At 71.4% G+C, this 15924-nt stretch carries 17 protein-coding genes and 1 riboswitch; of the genes, 13 read left to right on the top strand and 4 right to left on the bottom strand.

The annotated features are described in order from the left end of the window. The first annotated feature begins 202 nt into the window (after positions 1-202). A riboswitch (FMN riboswitch) is annotated at positions 203-333 on the top strand. 151 nt (positions 334-484) lie between these two features. From ABEA26_RS05105 to ABEA26_RS05065, 9 genes are all read left to right on the top strand, one after another. Next, positions 485-1096, top strand: a complete 612-nt coding sequence (locus ABEA26_RS05105) for a riboflavin synthase (protein WP_345589615.1) — start codon at positions 485-487, stop codon at positions 1094-1096. Beyond that, positions 1093-1737: a nicotinamide mononucleotide transporter family protein gene (locus ABEA26_RS05100; RefSeq protein WP_345589614.1), complete on the top strand. Its 645-nt coding sequence runs from the start codon at positions 1093-1095 to the stop codon at positions 1735-1737. Before ABEA26_RS05105 ends, ABEA26_RS05100 begins: the two co-directional genes overlap by 4 nt. Continuing rightward, entirely contained in the window at positions 1734-3023 is a 1290-nt protein-coding gene (locus ABEA26_RS05095; RefSeq protein ID WP_345589612.1) for a bifunctional 3,4-dihydroxy-2-butanone-4-phosphate synthase/GTP cyclohydrolase II, read from the top strand. The genes ABEA26_RS05100 and ABEA26_RS05095 overlap by 4 nt, the downstream gene beginning before the upstream one ends. A gap of 21 nt (positions 3024-3044) precedes the next feature. Further along, entirely contained in the window at positions 3045-3530 is a 486-nt protein-coding gene (gene ribH / locus ABEA26_RS05090; RefSeq protein WP_345589610.1) for a 6,7-dimethyl-8-ribityllumazine synthase, read from the top strand. A gap of 34 nt (positions 3531-3564) precedes the next feature. After that, entirely contained in the window at positions 3565-3837 is a 273-nt protein-coding gene (locus ABEA26_RS05085) for a phosphoribosyl-ATP diphosphatase (protein WP_122617146.1), read from the top strand. Between the two features lie 46 nt (positions 3838-3883). Beyond that, positions 3884-4741, top strand: a complete 858-nt coding sequence (gene hisG, locus ABEA26_RS05080; protein WP_345589607.1) for an ATP phosphoribosyltransferase — start codon at positions 3884-3886, stop codon at positions 4739-4741. A gap of 72 nt (positions 4742-4813) precedes the next feature. Continuing rightward, entirely contained in the window at positions 4814-5305 is a 492-nt protein-coding gene (locus tag ABEA26_RS05075; protein WP_345589606.1) for a PH domain-containing protein, read from the top strand. Positions 5306-5510: 205 nt separating this feature from the next. Next, complete coding sequence (locus tag ABEA26_RS05070; protein ID WP_345589605.1) at positions 5511-6842, top strand: hemolysin family protein; 1332 nt, start codon at positions 5511-5513, stop codon at positions 6840-6842. Then, positions 6839-7876, top strand: coding sequence for a hemolysin family protein (locus ABEA26_RS05065; RefSeq protein ID WP_345589603.1), 1038 nt, complete (start codon positions 6839-6841; stop codon positions 7874-7876). Before ABEA26_RS05070 ends, ABEA26_RS05065 begins: the two co-directional genes overlap by 4 nt. A gap of 9 nt (positions 7877-7885) precedes the next feature. On the opposite strand, the gene ABEA26_RS05060 is transcribed toward ABEA26_RS05065, so the two are convergent. Together ABEA26_RS05060 and ABEA26_RS05055 are read right to left on the bottom strand one after the other, a co-directional pair. Next, positions 7886-9751, bottom strand: coding sequence for an AAA family ATPase (locus ABEA26_RS05060; RefSeq protein WP_345589602.1), 1866 nt, complete (start codon positions 9749-9751; stop codon positions 7886-7888). Between the two features lie 431 nt (positions 9752-10182). Next, positions 10183-10803: a uridine kinase family protein gene (locus tag ABEA26_RS05055; RefSeq protein WP_345589601.1), complete on the bottom strand. Its 621-nt coding sequence runs from the start codon at positions 10801-10803 to the stop codon at positions 10183-10185. A gap of 209 nt (positions 10804-11012) precedes the next feature. Between ABEA26_RS05055 and ABEA26_RS05050 the strand changes: the two genes are divergently transcribed. From ABEA26_RS05050 to ABEA26_RS05035, 4 genes are all read left to right on the top strand, one after another. Next, a complete protein-coding gene (locus ABEA26_RS05050) occupies positions 11013-12386 on the top strand; it encodes a peptidase C39 family protein (protein WP_345589599.1) in 1374 nt (457 codons plus the stop codon). Positions 12387-12588: 202 nt separating this feature from the next. Continuing rightward, complete coding sequence (locus tag ABEA26_RS05045; protein ID WP_345589598.1) at positions 12589-12729, top strand: SCO1431 family membrane protein; 141 nt, start codon at positions 12589-12591, stop codon at positions 12727-12729. A 101-nt stretch (positions 12730-12830) separates the two neighbouring features. Then, on the top strand, positions 12831-13490 hold the full coding sequence (locus ABEA26_RS05040; RefSeq protein WP_345589597.1) for a TetR/AcrR family transcriptional regulator: 660 nt from the start codon (positions 12831-12833) through the stop codon (positions 13488-13490). A 214-nt stretch (positions 13491-13704) separates the two neighbouring features. Then, positions 13705-14877, top strand: a complete 1173-nt coding sequence (locus ABEA26_RS05035) for an acyl-CoA dehydrogenase family protein (protein ID WP_345589596.1) — start codon at positions 13705-13707, stop codon at positions 14875-14877. On the opposite strand, the gene ABEA26_RS36265 is transcribed toward ABEA26_RS05035, so the two are convergent. Further along, the gene (locus tag ABEA26_RS36265; protein WP_425587786.1) at positions 14840-15139 is read right to left on the bottom strand and encodes a hypothetical protein; all 300 of its coding nucleotides are present in this window, start codon (positions 15137-15139) and stop codon (positions 14840-14842) included. The two genes, ABEA26_RS05035 and ABEA26_RS36265, sit on opposite strands and share 38 nt — an antisense overlap. A 227-nt stretch (positions 15140-15366) precedes the next feature. Beyond that, on the bottom strand, positions 15367-15804 hold the full coding sequence (locus ABEA26_RS05030; RefSeq protein WP_345589594.1) for a hypothetical protein: 438 nt from the start codon (positions 15802-15804) through the stop codon (positions 15367-15369). Positions 15805-15924 lie beyond the last annotated feature (120 nt).

Raw genomic sequence — 15924 nt, 5'->3', positions numbered from 1 at the left:
CACGGAAGTTGCGCAGACCCTAGAGAGGACTAGACCAGTGAGTCAATAGGTATGGACCAATTGCAAGGCGGGGTGGGAGGGGTCCAGTTGGGGGCGGTCGTGGCACGGCCGGGACTCTCGTGGAAGCGTTCTGTGAGCCACTCCACACAATCCGTCCGCGTGGACGGCGATCAGGCGTGGCACACTGGCCCTGTACCAGAAGCAGCGCACTCCGGGGTCGGTGAAAGTCCGAACCGGCGGTTACAGTCCGCGACCCGGTCGCTTCCAGCGATCGGTTGACCAGGTGAAATTCCTGGACCGACGGTTAAAGTCCGGATGGGAGGCAGTGCGCGGCGGGTGAGCACACGTGCGCGCCGCCGATCTCTGGGCTCGCCCGTTGCCGGGCGGGTCCCGTCCGGCGTCGTTCCCGGTGTCCTCGCTCGCGACATCTGTCGTTCCCGACAGCCCCGGAGTCCGTGCCCGAAGAGGCAGGAGGACCCGGGAAGTGTTCACCGGAATCGTCGAAGAGCTGGGCGAGGTCACGGCCGTCGAGACCCTCGACGACGCCTGCCGCTTCCGCCTGCGCGGCCCCGTGGTCACCGAAGGCGCACGGCACGGCGACTCGATCGCCGTCAACGGCGTCTGCCTCACGGTCGTCGACCACGAGGGTGACGAGTTCACCGCGGACGTGATGGCGGAGACCCTCAACCGCTCCAGCCTGGGCGTCCTCACCACCGGCTCCCGAGTCAACCTGGAGCGGCCCACCGCCGTCGGCGCCCGCCTCGGCGGGCACATCGTGCAGGGCCACGTCGACGGCACCGGCGAGATCCTGGAGCGCAAGCCCTCCGAGCACTGGGAGCTCGTGAGGATCTCCCTGCCCGCGGACCTGACCCGCTACGTCGTGGAGAAGGGCTCCATCACCGTCGACGGCATCAGCCTCACCGTCGTCGACGCCGGCCCCGACTTCTTCACCGTCAGCCTCATCCCCACCACCCTCGCCCTGACCACGCTCGGCCTGAAGCAGCCCGGCGACCCGGTCAACCTCGAGGTGGACGTCATCGCCAAGTACGTCGAGCGCCTGCTCGGCGCCCGGGCCGCCCAGGGAGACACCAAGTGAACTGGCTCAACTCCGAGGCGTTCACACTCTTCGACCAGCACATCAAGTGGTCGGACATGATCGGCAACGTGATCGGCCTGCTCGGCCTCGCGCTCGGCTGGCGGCGCTCCATCTGGACCTGGCCCGTGCAGTTCGTCTCCGGACTCGTCCTCTTCACGGCCTTCGCCACCGCCCACCTCTCCGGCAGCGCGGGCAAGCAGATCGTCGTCATGGTCGTCGCCGCCTGGGGCTTCCGGCAGTGGAACCGCGGCAGGCAGCAGACCCAGGACGGTTCCATCGCCGTCCGGTTCGCCACCTGGCGCGAGCGCGGCGCACTGCTCGCCGCCGCCGCCGTCGGCACCCTCGCGGTCGGTGGCCTGTTCACCGCCTTCCCGGCCCTGTCCTGGGATCCCTGGCCGGACGCGTACATCTTCGTCGGCACCGTCGTCGCCATGTACGCCCAGGCGCGCGGCATGGTCGAGTTCTGGTTCGCCTGGCTGCTGGTCGACCTGGTCGGCGTCCCGCTGAACTTCGCCAACGGCTTCGCCTTCTCCGGCTTCGTCTACGTCATCTACGGCGCGCTCGTCCTGTGGGGCCTGCGCGACTGGTGGCTGCGCTCCCGCACCGCGGCGCGGCCCGTCCCGGAAGGAGCGCCCGCATGAGCACGGCACCGATCCTCTACAGCACCGACGGCCTCGACGATGTCGCTCTCGACCCCGTCGAGCAGGCCGTCGCGGACATCGCCGCCGGCCGGCCCGTCGTGGTCGTCGACGACGAGGACCGCGAGAATGAGGGCGACCTCGTCATCGCCGCCGAGAAGGCGACCGAGGAGATCGTCGCCTTCATGATGAGCGAGTGCCGCGGCCTGATCTGCGCCCCCATGGAGGGCGACGAACTGGACCGGCTCCGCCTCCCGCAGATGGTCGACGACAACACCGAGTCGATGAAGACCGCCTTCACCGTCTCCGTGGACGCCACCGCCCGGCACGGCGTCAGCACCGGCATCTCCGCCTCCGACCGCGCCACCACCCTCCAGCTCCTGGCGGGCGGCACCGCCGAACCGACCGACCTGGTCCGCCCCGGGCACATCTTCCCGCTGCGCGCCCGCTCCGGCGGCGTGCTCGTCCGAGGCGGCCACACCGAGGCCGCCGTCGACCTCGCCCGCCTCGCGGGCCTGCGTCCGGCCGGCGCCATCGTCGAGATCGCCGGCGAGGACGGGCGTATGCTGCGGCTGCCCGAGCTGATCCCGTTCGCCCGCAAGCACGGCCTGACGATCATCTCCATCGAGGACCTCATCGCCTACCGCCGCAGCGAGGAGCCCACCGTCCGCCGCGAGGCCGAGGTCCGGCTGCCCACCCGGCACGGCGAGTTCACGGCGTACGGCTACCGCTCCACCGTCGACGGAGTGGAGCACGTCGCCCTCGTGCACGGCGAGATCGGCGACGGCGCCGACGTCGTGGTCCGCATCCACTCCGAGTGCCTCACCGGCGACGTCTTCGGCTCCCAGCGCTGCGACTGCGGCCCCCAGCTGGACGCCTCGCTCGACCGTATCCAGGCCGAGGGCAGGGGAGTGGTCGTCTACCTGCGCGGCCACGAGGGACGCGGCATCGGCCTGATGTCCAAGCTGCGCGCCTACGAGCTCCAGGAGCGCGGCCGGGACACCCTCGACGCCAACCTGGAACTCGGCCTGCCCGCCGACGCCCGCGACTACGGCGCAGGCGCCCAGATCCTCATGGACCTCGGCGTGCGCGCCGTGCGGCTGATGACCAACAACCCGGACAAGAGCGACGCCCTCGAACGGCACGGCATCGAGGTCACCGGCCGCGAGCCGATGCCCGTCCAGGCCGGCGAGCACAACCTCCGCTACCTGCGCACCAAGCGGGACCGGATGGGACACGACCTGCCCTGGCTGGACACGACGCCCGTGTCCACCTGCGGCAACCAGTAAGCAAGCGAAGCGAGGAGAGACGTGAGCGGCAAGGGTGCACCGGACCTGTCCGTACGCAACGTGGGCGACCTGCGGGTCGCCGTCGTCGCGGCGCAGTGGCACGACAAGGTGATGGACGGACTGGTCGACGGCGCCCTGCGCGCCCTGCACGAGCTGGGCATCGACGAGCCGACCCTGCTCAGGGTCCCCGGCAGCTTCGAGCTCCCGGTGGTCGCCAAGGTCCTCGCGGGCCGCGGCTACGACGCGATCGTCGCCCTCGGCGTCGTCATCCGCGGCGGCACCCCCCACTTCGACTACGTGTGCCAGGGCGTGACCCAGGGCCTCACCCAGGTCTCGGTCGACACCGGCGTCCCCATCGGCTTCGGAGTGCTCACCTGCGACACCGAGGAGCAGGCCCTGGACCGGGCCGGCATCGAGGGCTCCCGCGAGGACAAGGGCCACGAGGCGGTGACCGCGGCCGTCGCCACGGCGGCCACACTCCGCTCAGTATCCGAACCGTGGCGTTAGGCCGGTCGGCACTACGCGTAAAGTGGGCGCCACCATGTCCAACAAGACTTTCGAAGAGCTCTTCACCGAGCTCCAGCACAAGGCCGCGAACGGCGACCCCGCCACCTCACGCACCGCCGAGCTGGTGGACAAGGGGGTCCATGCCATCGGCAAGAAGGTCGTCGAGGAGGCCGCCGAGGTCTGGATGGCCGCCGAGTACGAGGGCAAGGAGGCGGCGGCCGAGGAGATCTCCCAGCTGCTGTACCACGTCCAGGTGATGATGGTCGCCCGCGGGATCTCCCTGGACGACGTCTACGCCCACCTGTAAAGCCGAACCCCTTTTTCCATCCCTTCACACAAAGGAAGCCGACCTCATGCTGCGCATCGCCGTCCCCAACAAGGGTTCCCTGTCAGGCCCCGCGGGGGACATGCTGCATGAGGCCGGCTACCAGCAGCGCCGCGAGTCCAAGGAACTGCGCGTCGTCGACCCGACGAACGAGGTGGAGTTCTTCTACCTCCGCCCCCGGGACATCGCGATCTACGTCTCCTCCGGCAAGCTCGACATCGGCATCACCGGCCGCGACCTGCTGATCGACTCCGGTGCCGACGCCGAGGAGATCCTCCCGCTCGGCTTCGCCCGCTCCACCTTCCGCTTCGCCGGCAGGCCGGGCACCGCGGACGGCATCGAGGACCTGGGGGGCCGGACCGTCGCCACGTCCTACGAGGGCATCGTCGCCGCGCACCTGGCCGACCGGGGCGTCGACGCCTCCGTCGTCCACCTCGACGGCGCCGTCGAGACCGCCATCGAGCTCGGTGTCGCCGAGGTCATCGCGGACGTCGTCGAGACCGGAACCTCCCTGCGCAACGCCGGCCTGGAGGTCTTCGGCGAGCCCATCATGAAGTCCGAGGCCATCGTGATCCGCCGCTCGGGCGCGGAGCCCGACGAGACGACCGAGCCCAAGGTGCAGCAGTTCCTGCGCCGCCTCCAGGGCGTCCTGGTGGCCCGGACGTACGTGATGATGGACTACGACTGCCGCGTGGAGCAGCTGGAGAAGGCCGTCGCGCTCACCCCCGGCCTGGAGTCCCCGACCGTCTCCCCGCTGCACAACGAGGGCTGGGTCGCCGTCCGCGCGATGGTCCCGTCCAAGGAGGCCCAGCGGATCATGGACGACCTGTACGAGATCGGCGCACGGGCCATCCTGACCACGGCCATCCACGCCTGCCGCCTCTGAACGGTCGTCCACGCCTGCCGTCTTCGTGCGGCCCCCTCGCCGCCGCCTCTGAGCACGACCCGGAGCAACGCCATGCCCGACACCACGCCGGACACCACGTCGGACGCCACGCCGGCCCTGCCCGCCCTGCCCGTCACCTTCCGGCCGGGGCGCACCCGCGTGGTCCTGTCCGTTCTCGCCGTCGGCACGTTCGTGACCATCTCGGCGGTCGGCATGCTGCTGGACGGCCTCGGCACGGGGGAGCGCCTCAGCTTCGCGCTGACGGCCCTCCTCCTCGCCGGGGTCCTGTTCCTGCTGGCCCGGCCCCGGATCACCGCCGACGACGCGGGCGTCACCGTCGTCAACCTCACCACCAAGCGACGCCTCGCCTGGGCCGAGATCCTCCGGGTCAACCTCCGGCAGGGCGACCCCTGGGCCTTCCTCGACCTCAGCGACGGCACCAGTCTGCCCGCGCTCGGCATCCAGCCGGGCATCGCCCGGCAGCGCGCCATCCAGGACGCGCGTGCTCTGCGCGCCCTCGCCGAGGCCCGGTCCGGTGCCGCCCCCGAGGCGCCCCGCGGCTGACGCGCGGGGCGGTGCCCCTGCCGCGGGCACCCTTTTCGTGATTAATCTGGGAACGAGGACGCGGCCGTCGCGTCCTCGCCCCTGTCGCTCCGCCCGGTGCGCGGGGGTTCCCGCTACCCGAGGAGTGACTCCCTCCGGCGATGGACGGATCGTCCTGCAGTACCTGCGCCGCCCCCTGCTGTGACTCCCCACAGGCGGCGGCAACATGACCACCCCCCTGCTGCTCCTCGCAGCCGCGTTCCTGCTGATCCTCGCCAACGGCTTCTTCGTCGCGGCCGAGTTCGGCCTGGTGACCGTCGAACGGCCGGACGCCGAGCAGGCCGCCGCCGACGGCGACCGCCGCGCCCGCCGGGTCGTCGAGTCCCTCAAGGAGCTGTCCTTCCAGCTCTCCGGCACCCAACTCGGCATCACCATCACCTCCCTCGTCGTCGGCATGCTCGCCGAGCCGGCGCTCGCCCAGCTCCTGGACGGCCCTTTCACGGCGATCGGCACCCCCGACGGCGCCGTCCCCGGTGTCTCCGTCGTCGTGGGCATGCTGTTGGCGTCGGCGGTGCAGATGGTGATCGGCGAGCTGGTGCCCAAGAACTGGGCGGTGTCCAAGCCACTCCAGGTCGCGCGCTTCGTCGCGGGCCCGCAGCACGCCTTCGCCCGGCTCTTCCACCCGGTGATCGCCGCGCTGAACGCCGTGGCCAACCGCCTCGTCCGCGCCCTCGGCATCGAACCCACCGAAGAGCTGGCCTCCGCCCGCACCCCCGGCGAACTGGTCTCCCTGGCCCGGCACTCCGCCCGGGCCGGCGCACTGGAGCAGGACACCGCAGACCTCTTCGTACGGACCCTATCCCTGGGCGAACTGACCGCGCAGCACGTCATGACCCCGCGCGTGAGGGTCAGCGCCCTGCACTCCTCGGCCACCGCCGAGGACGTCGTCAACCTGACCCGCGCCACCGGCCTGTCCCGCTTCCCCGTCTACCGGGAGAAGATCGACGACATCCTCGGCATGGTCCACCTCAAGGACGCCCTCGCGGTCCCCGCACACGACCGGCTGCGCACCACCGCCGGCCGGATCGCCCGCCCCGCGCTGCTCGTCCCCGAAACGCTGCCCGTCAGGCCGCTGCTCACCCGCCTGCGCAACGAGCAGCCCATCGCGGTCGTCGTCGACGAGTACGGCGGCACGGCAGGCGTCGTCACCCTGGAGGACATCGTCGAGGAGATCGTCGGCGAGGTCCGCGACGAGCACGACGGCCTCGACATCCCCGAACTGGCCCCCGCCCCGCCCGAGGAGGGCCGGCCCGCCTGGGACGTCGACGGCAGCTGTCGCGTCGACGCCCTGCGGCGCATCGGCCTGAAGGCGCCCGAGGGGCCGTACGAGACCGTGGCCGGACTCGTCGCCGACCAGCTCGGCCGCATCCCGGCCGTCGGCGACCGGGCGGAACTGCCCGGCTGGCGTCTCCTGGTCCGCCAGGTCGGCCACTACCGCGCCGAGCGCATACGACTGGTGCGGACGGCGCCGGTCCCCGCGCCGGAGGCCGCCCGATGAGCGTCCTGCAACTCCTCTTCGCCGCGCTGCTCGTACTCGCCAACGGCTTTTTCGTCGGAGCCGAGTTCGCCCTCGTCTCGGTGCGCCGCAGCCAGATCGAACCACTCGGCACCGCCCGCGCCCGACAGGTGCTGTACGGCCTGGAACGGCTGCCGCAGATGATGGCCGCGGCCCAGTTCGGCATCACCGTCTGCTCCCTGACCCTCGGCGCGGTCGCCGAACCGACCGTCGCCCATCTGCTGGAACCGGTCTTCGAGTGGATCCACCTGCCACAGGGCATGATCCACCCGCTCGGTTACGCCATCGCGCTGGCCCTCGTGATCTTCTGCCACCTCGTCATCGGCGAGATGGTCCCGAAGAACCTCGCGATGGCCGCCCCCGAGAAGGCCGCGCTGTGGCTGAGCCCCGGCCTGGTCGGCTTCGCCCGCCTCTGCAGGCCGATCACCGCGGCCCTCGGCGCCTGCGCCCGGGGCGTTCTGCGGCTCTTCCACGTCGAGCCCAAGGACGAGGTCGAGGCCGTCTTCACCAGTGAGCAGCTCAACCGGTTGGTCGAGGACGCCGGCCAGGCGGGCCTGCTCGACCCGGAGGAGCAGGAACGCCTGGAGGACGCCCTGGAACTGGGCTCCCGCCCGGTCACCGACGTCCTCCTCGGGCGCGAGTCCCTGATCACGGTCAGCCCTTCGGTCACGCCGGGCGAGATCGTCGCGCTGACCGCCCGCACCGGGTACTCGCGCTTCCCGGTCGCGGCGGGCAAGGGCGCCTTCATGGGCTATCTCCACGTCAAGGACGTCCTCGACCTGGAGGACTCCGACCGGGCCGTCCCGCAGCACCTCTGGCGCCCGATGACGACCCTGCGCCCCGAACTGCCGCTGGACGACGCCCTCACGGTCATGCGCCGAGCGGCCACCCACCTGGCCCAGGTGACGGACGCCTCGGGAAAGGTCCTGGGCCTGGTCGCCCTGGAGGACGTACTGGAACTACTGGTCGGAGAGGTCAGGGACCCGGCCCACAGAGAGGTGACACTGGCGACGTAGGGCGGCGCCTCACATCCCCGGAGGGTCCTGCGGCCCCCGCCCCGACAGCACCTCCCCGTACGCCTGCATCAGATCCGGCAGCCGCAACGTCGCCAGGTCGTCCCGGGTCAGCACCCCGGGACACACGGACAGCCGCAGATCCCGGTACGCGCAGCTCTTCTCGTACAGCGTCCGCAGGAACCGCCCGTTCCCCAACTCGTCGATCCACCCCTGATCCACCACGTGCCCGGCGATCGACCGCAGCTCGTCGAGTGCCTCCTCGTCCCACCCGTCCCCGTTCTCGGCGGCGAGCACCTCACCGATGGAGGTCAGTTCCAGCGGCCGGTACGACGGGAAGTCGACCCGGGTGGTGAAGCGGGAGGACAGTCCCGGGTTGGCGGTCAGGAGCCGGTCCATGCCCTCCGGGTAGCCGGCCAGGATCACCACCAGGTGGTCGCGGTTGTCCTCGGCCCTCTTCAGCAGCACCTGGAGGGCCTCGTCGCCGTACGCGTCGCCCTTGCCGTAACCGGAGTTGGACAGGGAGTACGCCTCGTCGACGAAGAGAACGCCGCCGAGTGCGGAGTCGATCAGTTCGTTGGCCTTCACGGCGGTCTGGCCGAGGTACTCGCCGACCAGGTCGGCCCGCTGTGCCTCCACGAGGTGGTCGCCGCCGAGCAGGCCGAGGGCGTAGAAGACGCGGCCCAGGATGCGGGCCACAGTGGTCTTGCCGGTGCCGGAGGGGCCGGAGAAGACGAAGTGACGCTTGGGCGGCTGGACCGGCAAGCCCTGGCCGGCCCGCAACCGCGCCATGTTCAGCTGCGCGGACAAGGCCTTGACCTGCCGCTTCACCGGCTCCAGCCCTACCATGCGCTCCAGCTCGGTGAGTGCCTCCTCCAGTAAAGCGGGGTCGGTGGGCCCGGTGGGCAGGGAGGGGTCCGGTCCGCCGGCCTTCTCGCGCACCGACGGTCCGGTCAGCGAGGGCAGAGGGGTGCTCAGCGGGGGTTCGGGGGCGGAGAGCTTGAGGCCGCGCTCCTCGGTGCCGAAGAGGGGGTCGAGTCCGTCGACGCCGTCCAGGCCGTCCGGTCCCGTACCGGCCTGCGCGAGCCCCGCCAGGTCGGCGGCGTCGTCGTAGCCGTCGCTCTCGGCGATCGCCGCCAGCCGGGCCCAGGTGTCCATGAAGGCGGGGTCGACGCGGTGCACGGCCCGGTACAGCGGCAGCGCGGCGGCGCTGCGGCCCGTGCCCTCGTGCGCCCGCGCCAGCCAGTACCGTAGTTCCTTGCGCTGCGGCTGCTCGCTGCGGCATCGCATGAGGGCCGCCGACAGCAGGGGCTCGGCCTGTCCGTACATCTCCAGGCGGACCCGGGCCATGCCACTGAACAGTCCGGCCTCGATGCGCAGCAGGGGATCGCCGAGCAACGGGTCGGTGTGCCGGACGAGCTGTTCCCAGTCCTTGACGAGGTAGGCGCGACAGGCGTGCAGGAAGCGGACCTGGGGGTCGGCGTCCACCGGCGGCAGTCCGGCCAGCGCCCGGTCCAGTTCCGGCACGTGGCGGCCGTCCAGCCAGTGGGAGGCGTGCGCCAGCAGCAGATCCCGGGGATGCTCCAGTACGGGCTGAACCCACCAGCCCAGCCAGTACCACGAGTTGAGCGTACGACGATGGCGGGCGCGCTGCTCACCGAAGCGCTCGCGGTGCCGGAACATCCTCAGCAGCGCGTTGGTGGTGTCGACGCGCAGCGCGTGCAGTCCCAGCCAGCCGTCGGCCATCCCGGGATCGGCACGTACCGCGGTCCGGAACTCCTCCTCCGCCTGTGGATAGGCCCCCATGGTGTAGGCGTCCACGCCGCGCAGCCAGGCGAGGTCGGCCGGGGCCTGCGGGCCCTGCGTGCCGAAGTCCATCCCGTCCCCCACGTACCGTGCCCCCGTCGGTATGCCGCCGAGCCGTCGCCCGTCGGCCGCCTCGGCCAACGGCTGTGCCGTGGACCGGAGTTGCAAGGTGCGCGCGGCAACCGCCCGTAGGTCGCACCGAGGTGCATCGTACCCGCGGCGGTCTTTCCTCCGAAGGGTGCCGGGGCAGGCCGTTGCGCCAGGTGGGAGCGCACGGGGCGCGCACGGAACGGTGACCGAGGGTGAGCGTTTCGCGCCATGGAGCAGCCGGAAAAGGCGCTCAGGGCAGAACGAAGCCCCCGATCACGGGGGAACAACCGGGGGCTTCGCGTCTGCCGGCGGCTTCGAACTGCCGCACATCCAGAACGTAAGACCTGTACGGCCCCCGGGTCAAGCGGAGTTGAGGCACTCCGGCCGACTGTCGGACAGCGGTCTTCACGAGGTCAGCACATTGCGGAAGGTCCGTCACCGTGTGTGAGGAAGTGGGCTGGGGAGGAGGGTCCCGCAGGCCCCGGGAGTACCTCGTACCCCCCTTCTCTCTGCAGCACCAGAAGGTGCGCGTAGGGGCGCGAGGGGTCGTCGGCGAAGTGCCGGCGCTCTGCCGGGATCCACCCGTCCCAGAACGTCCGCTGCTCCGCTCCGTCGCGCGCCCTTCCACGTGCCCACGCCTCCTCGCGCGGCAGCTCCATCCAGAGCAGCCGGGCCAGGTGCGGACGCAGTGCCCCGCGCCCGGCGCCGACCCCCTCCACCAGGACCATCGGGGCCGGCGGCAGTGGGCGGGACGTCGTGAATGACCGGGCCCGCCAGTCGTAGGGGGCGTAGTGCGCGGTGTCACCGCGCCGCAGGGGCTCGATCACCTGGCGCAGCAGCGGCCCGGTCCAGTCGAACAGCTCGTCGTGGCTGGCGATGTCGTCGAGGTGCAGCACCGGCGCGCCGCCCAGTTCGGCGGCGAGCAACCCGGCGAACGTGGACTTCCCGGAACCGGCGTACCCGTCGACGCCGATCAGGCGCACCGGCCCGCAGGAGGGGGGAAGCCGACGGAGCCGGGCTGCGAGGTCGTGCATGGCGGGTCCTGGGCGGTGCGAAGGGACGGGCGGCGTTCGTCCCGCACTCTAACCGCGTCGCTCCGCCCACCCCCACGCCACTGGTCGATACCAATATTCGTGGCGTGGCGTGCGCAGAAGTGCTGGCAGGAGTGGGCACCGGCGGCCATAGTTGGCGCACAACCGTGCAACGGACCCGCCCGACTCGGACACCTGGGGGTCTTCCGCCCATGAGCAGAGCCGAACAGCCGTCCCGCAGAACCGTCCTGGCCGCCGCCGTCGCGGCCGCCGTGGCGGGCAGCGCGATCCCGGCCACCGCAGAAGCGACGCCCGGCGCGGTCGCCGGCCGCGCGGACCCCGACCGCGGCCCCGCCGGACAGGTCGACTACCGCGCCTGGACCACCTTCCGCGACTGGCGGCGCGGCACCGCGCAGGGTGCCCGTCCCGTCGCGGGCGCCCGGCCCGGTGTCGTGATCGGCACCCCGGCCGGCATCACCGAGTACACCGACCCGCACACCGGCAGGGCCGCCACCTGGGAGTACGCGACCTGGACCTCGCCCGTCCACCGGCTCGTCGTGCCCTCGACGGAGGTCATCGCCTCCTGGAACGCGCACACCCCGAGCGGCACCTGGCTCCAGGTCGAGCTCAAGGGCACCTACTCCGACGGCACGGACACCCCCTGGTACGTGATGGGCCGCTGGGCGGCAGGCGACCAGGACATCAAACGCACCTCGGTCGACGACCAGAGTGACGGCAGGAGCAGCGTCTGGACGGACACGTTCGCCATCGACGACGCCTCCACCGGCCTGCGCCTGGCCTCCTACCGGCTCAGGCTCACCCTCCACCGCCGCCCCGGTACGAGGGTGACGCCCACCGTCTGGCGGCTCGGCGCGATGGGCTCCGACGTGCCCGACCGCTTCACCGTCCCGGCCTCCACCCCCGGGCTCGCCCAGGAGCTGCGCGTCCCGCGCTACTCGCAGGAGATCCACAAGGGCCAGTACCCCGAGTACGACAACGGTGGCGAAGCCTGGTGCAGTCCGACCTCCTCGCAGATGATCATCGAGTACTGGGGCGGCCGGCTCACCGAGGAGCAGCTCGCCTGGGTCGACCCCTCCTACGCCGACCCGCAGGTGTGCCACGCCGCCCGGTACACGTACGACCACCAGTACGCCGGCTGCGGCAACTGGCCCTTCAACGCCGCCTACGCGGCCACCTTCAAGGGCCTCCAGGGTGTGGTCACCCGCCTCGGTTCCCTCACCGACCTGGAGACGCTGATCGCGGCCGGCATCCCGGCCATCACGTCCCAGTCCTTCCTGGAGGAGGAGCTGACCGGGGCCGGTTACGGCACCTCCGGCCACCTGATGACCGTGATCGGCTTCACCGCCGACGGCGACGTGATCGCCAACGACCCGGCCTCGGACGACAACGAGTCCGTGCGCCGTGTCTACAAGAGGCGCGAGTGGGAGAACATCTGGCTCAGGACCAAGCGGTACAACGCCAGTGGCAAGGTCGCCTCCGGCACCGGCGGTGTCTGCTACCTGTACTTCCCGGCCCATCCCAGCCCGCGCCAGCGCAAGGCCCTCGCGGCGGTGGGCGTGCGCTGACCGCACCGCACCGCGACGACGGCCCCGGGCACCGCTCCGGCACCGCCGGGGGCCGTCTGCCGGGGGCGTGCGGCCCGCTGTGACCAACGTCTCCGCCGCAAAAGCCGCTCACGGTGGCAAGGTGGACAGGGTTACCGCCGGGGGAGGCGGGGTGCCGGGGGAGTCGGGGGAGTCCACCGAACGTCGAGATCAGTGAGAAGCCATGAGCGCACACACCGCCACCGCCGCCCGGGTCCGTACCGGCGGGCCCAAGGACGACGGCCCGAAGATCGTCGAGCACGTCATGGGCTGGACCCTTGTCGTGGTGATCGCGATGCTGGTCGTCCAGCTGGGTCTGCTGTGATCTGTGCGGTCTGCTGCGACGCGACCCTTGTGTGACCTGCCCCACGACTCGGCCTGCCATACTGCGGATGTCCTGCCCCCCGTAGGAGACCAGGGTCGAAATTGAACATTGGTCAACAGCGTGCCGCCGCCCGTCCCCGGGCGCGCGGTACCGAGCGCTCGCTGACGCGCCGCGCCGAACTCATCGCCATCGGGCGGATGCTGTTCGCCGACACGTCGTACGACGCGCTCTCGATGGATGACATCGCCCGGCAGGCGCGTGTCGCCAAAGGGCTGATCTACTACTACTTCCAGTCCAAGCGGGGCTACTACCTGGCGATCATCCAGGACTCGGTCGCCGGTCTCGTCACCACGGCCGCGGGCGGCACCGAACTGGCACAGGTGGACCGCGTCCACCGCACCATCGACGGCTACCTGCGCTACGCCGAGCACAACCAGGCGGCCTACCGCACGATCGTCAGCGGCGGAGTCGGGTTCGACACCGAGGTGCACGCCATCCGGGACGGGGTGCGTGAGGCGGTCGTCGTCACCATCGCCGAAGGAGCATACGGGCGTTCCGACGTCGGACCGCTGGCTCGCATGGGCCTGCTCTCCTGGGTGTGCGGCGTCGAGGGCGCCACCCTGGACTGGATCGGCCGTCCCGGACTGCCCCGCGAGACCATGCGCGACCTGCTGGTGAAGTCGCTCGGCGGCACCCTGCGCGCCATCGAGGAGCTGGACCCCGCCTACCCGGCCCCGCCCGCCGCCCGCCGGGACGGCTGACGAAGGGCGAGGGCCGGAACCTTCCTTGAAGTAAGCGGTCGTTAACTGGTGACTCCATGCCTCCGATCGGGCATACTCACAGCGCACAGCCGCTGGTCAGCCGCTTCCGTGACCCGGGAGTGCGAGCATCGGCCAGGCCCGAACGACCCGGCGGAACCGCCTCCACCCAAGGCGCACATCCGCCGATGTGCCCGACAGGGAGGAGAGCGTCGCCATGCCCGACCGCGCCCCGCAGCCGGTGGACCGGCAACTGCCCACGGACGAGGCACGGGATCTGATCTCGCTCGTCCGCGACATCGCGCAGCGTGAGATCGCCCCGAACGCGGCCGAGGAGGAGGACGCCGGATGCTTCCCGCGCGAGGTCTTCACCCTGCTCTCCGAATCCGGCCTGCTCGGGCTGCCCTACGACGCCGAGTACGGCGGCGGCGAGCAGCCGTACGAGGTCTACCTCCAGGTCCTCGAAGAGCTCGCCGCCGTCCGGCTCACCGTCGGTCTCGGCGTGAGCGTGCACACTCTCGCCTCCTACGCGCTCGCCGCGTACGGCACCAAGGAGCAGCAGGGCGAGCACTTGCCCGCGATGCTCGGCGGTGGCCTCCTCGGCGCCTACTGCCTCTCCGAACCCGCCTCCGGATCGGACGCCGCCTCGCTGCGCACCAAGGCCGTCCGTGAGGGCGGTGGCTGGGTGATCACCGGCACCAAGGCGTGGATCACGCACGGCGGCATCGCCGACTTCTACACCGTGATGGCCCGTACGGGGGAGGACGGCCCGCGGGGAATCACCGCGTTCCTGGTCCCCGGCGATGCCAAGGGGCTGAGCGCCGCGGTGCCGGAGAGGAAGATGGGACTCAAGGGCTCGCCCACGGCGCAGGTCCACCTCGACGGGGTGCGGGTTCGCGACGCCCGGCGCCTCGGCGACGAGGGACAGGGCTTCGCGATCGCCCTGTCCGCGCTCGACTCCGGGCGGCTCGGCATCGCCGCCTGCGCGATCGGCGTGGCCCGGGCGGCGTTGGACGAAGCGGTGTCCTACGCGGCCGAGCGGCGGCAGTTCGGCAAGCCGATCGCGGACTTCCAGGGGCTGCGCTTCATGCTCGCCGACATGGCGACCCAGATCGAGGCCGGCCGCGCGCTGTACCTGGCGGCGGCCCGGCTGCGCGACGCCGGGCTGCCGTTCGCCAAGCAGGCCGCCATGGCCAAGTTGCACTGCACCGACACGGCGATGCGGGTCACCACCGACGCCGTGCAGATCCTCGGCGGGTACGGCTACACCGCGGACTTCCCGGCCGAGCGGTACATGCGCGAGGCCAAGGTGCTGCAGATCGTCGAGGGCACCAACCAGATCCAGCGGATGGTCATCGCCCGTCACCTCGCGGGTCCCGAGGGACGCTGAGGTCACCGGTGGCGCCGGCTTGGGCGGTGGCGCGGAAGTCACCGGTGGTGCGGAAGCCCTCGAGCCCGCGCTCAGGCGCCGCGAGCCGGATCCACTCCGGGTCGTGGCGCCCCGGCAGGGTGCGCCCGCGGTCGGCCCAGGTCCGCATCAGCTCACGGTAGATCGGCGGGTCCGGGACCTGCGGAGCCGGGGGGACCCGTCCCGCGGGCACCGGGACGACCGCGCGACGCCGACGCGCGGTCGCCGAGTACGTGGGGGTCATACCCGGGCAACGCGGCAGAGGCGGGCAGGACACCGGCTCATGGAATCGAGCGTGAGTTCGCGGGCGTACGCGGCTGAGTCGCCGTCACGGGACCGGTCCTGACGTGTCGTCACCTGCACCGGCCCGGGCGGCGCACGTCGACCCGTGCCACGGCGTCCCTGCGGGTCATGGCACGGGTCGGGGTGCGGAACGGGTCTACGCCCCCGCAGATTGGCTGCTCGGGCGGCTCAGGCGGCCTCGCGCCGCATCGTCGGCACACGCATCGGGCGTGAGCCCGGACCGCCGACGTGGGAGAAGGGCTGGGTCCGCCAGTCGAGGCCCTGAGGGAGCGTCAACAGCAGAGCCGTGTCCTGCTCGTGGGGCTGGAACGACTTGTCCGCGGGGCGGGCGTCGGCGGCCCTGCGGCCGGTGCCGGCACAGACCGAGAGCCCGAACGGGTTCCATGGTGAGGCGCACAGGGCGTGCTCCGGCAGCACCTCCTCGTCCGCCAGCAGGGCGATGGGCTGCGCGCAGTCCGGGCAGATCACCCGGTACATCTCGAAGGTGTCGTAGGTGTCGAGTTCCTCGTCGTCGAAGGCGTCGGGTTCGACGCCCTCCGATGCGAGCTCGACGACCGGCTGCTGCCGCTTGGGCGTGGTACGTCCAGGGCGCTTAAGACTCTGCATTGGGTTCTCCCCCTCGGGCTGGGCCGTGACGGCACTGCGGCCTCGACCACAGCAAGCACTTCCCGTCCCCCCTGCGGGGTAATCACGAGGACATCACGGAGACCGTTCGGAGGGTGTGGT

The sequence above is a fragment of the Streptomyces marokkonensis genome, from assembly GCF_039539045.1.
In the GTDB taxonomy this organism is placed as follows: domain Bacteria; phylum Actinomycetota; class Actinomycetes; order Streptomycetales; family Streptomycetaceae; genus Streptomyces; species Streptomyces marokkonensis.
Note: the sequence above shows the minus strand (reverse complement) of the source record. Positions and strands in the feature narration are given on the sequence as shown.

Coding starts and splice junctions, on each gene's coding strand:
- ABEA26_RS05095 (WP_345589612.1), top strand. CDS start 1,734: ATGAGCACGGCACCGATCCTCTACAGCACCGACGGCCTCGACGATGTC.
- ABEA26_RS05085 (WP_122617146.1), top strand. CDS start 3,565: ATGTCCAACAAGACTTTCGAAGAGCTCTTCACCGAGCTCCAGCACAAG.
- hisG (WP_345589607.1), top strand. CDS start 3,884: ATGCTGCGCATCGCCGTCCCCAACAAGGGTTCCCTGTCAGGCCCCGCG.
- ABEA26_RS05075 (WP_345589606.1), top strand. CDS start 4,814: ATGCCCGACACCACGCCGGACACCACGTCGGACGCCACGCCGGCCCTG.
- ABEA26_RS05070 (WP_345589605.1), top strand. CDS start 5,511: ATGACCACCCCCCTGCTGCTCCTCGCAGCCGCGTTCCTGCTGATCCTC.
- ABEA26_RS05065 (WP_345589603.1), top strand. CDS start 6,839: ATGAGCGTCCTGCAACTCCTCTTCGCCGCGCTGCTCGTACTCGCCAAC.
- ABEA26_RS05060 (WP_345589602.1), bottom strand. CDS start 9,751: ATGGACTTCGGCACGCAGGGCCCGCAGGCCCCGGCCGACCTCGCCTGG.
- ABEA26_RS05055 (WP_345589601.1), bottom strand. CDS start 10,803: ATGCACGACCTCGCAGCCCGGCTCCGTCGGCTTCCCCCCTCCTGCGGG.
- ABEA26_RS05050 (WP_345589599.1), top strand. CDS start 11,013: ATGAGCAGAGCCGAACAGCCGTCCCGCAGAACCGTCCTGGCCGCCGCC.
- ABEA26_RS05045 (WP_345589598.1), top strand. CDS start 12,589: ATGAGCGCACACACCGCCACCGCCGCCCGGGTCCGTACCGGCGGGCCC.
- ABEA26_RS05035 (WP_345589596.1), top strand. CDS start 13,705: ATGCCCGACCGCGCCCCGCAGCCGGTGGACCGGCAACTGCCCACGGAC.
- ABEA26_RS36265 (WP_425587786.1), bottom strand. CDS start 15,139: ATGACCCCCACGTACTCGGCGACCGCGCGTCGGCGTCGCGCGGTCGTC.
- ABEA26_RS05030 (WP_345589594.1), bottom strand. CDS start 15,804: ATGCAGAGTCTTAAGCGCCCTGGACGTACCACGCCCAAGCGGCAGCAG.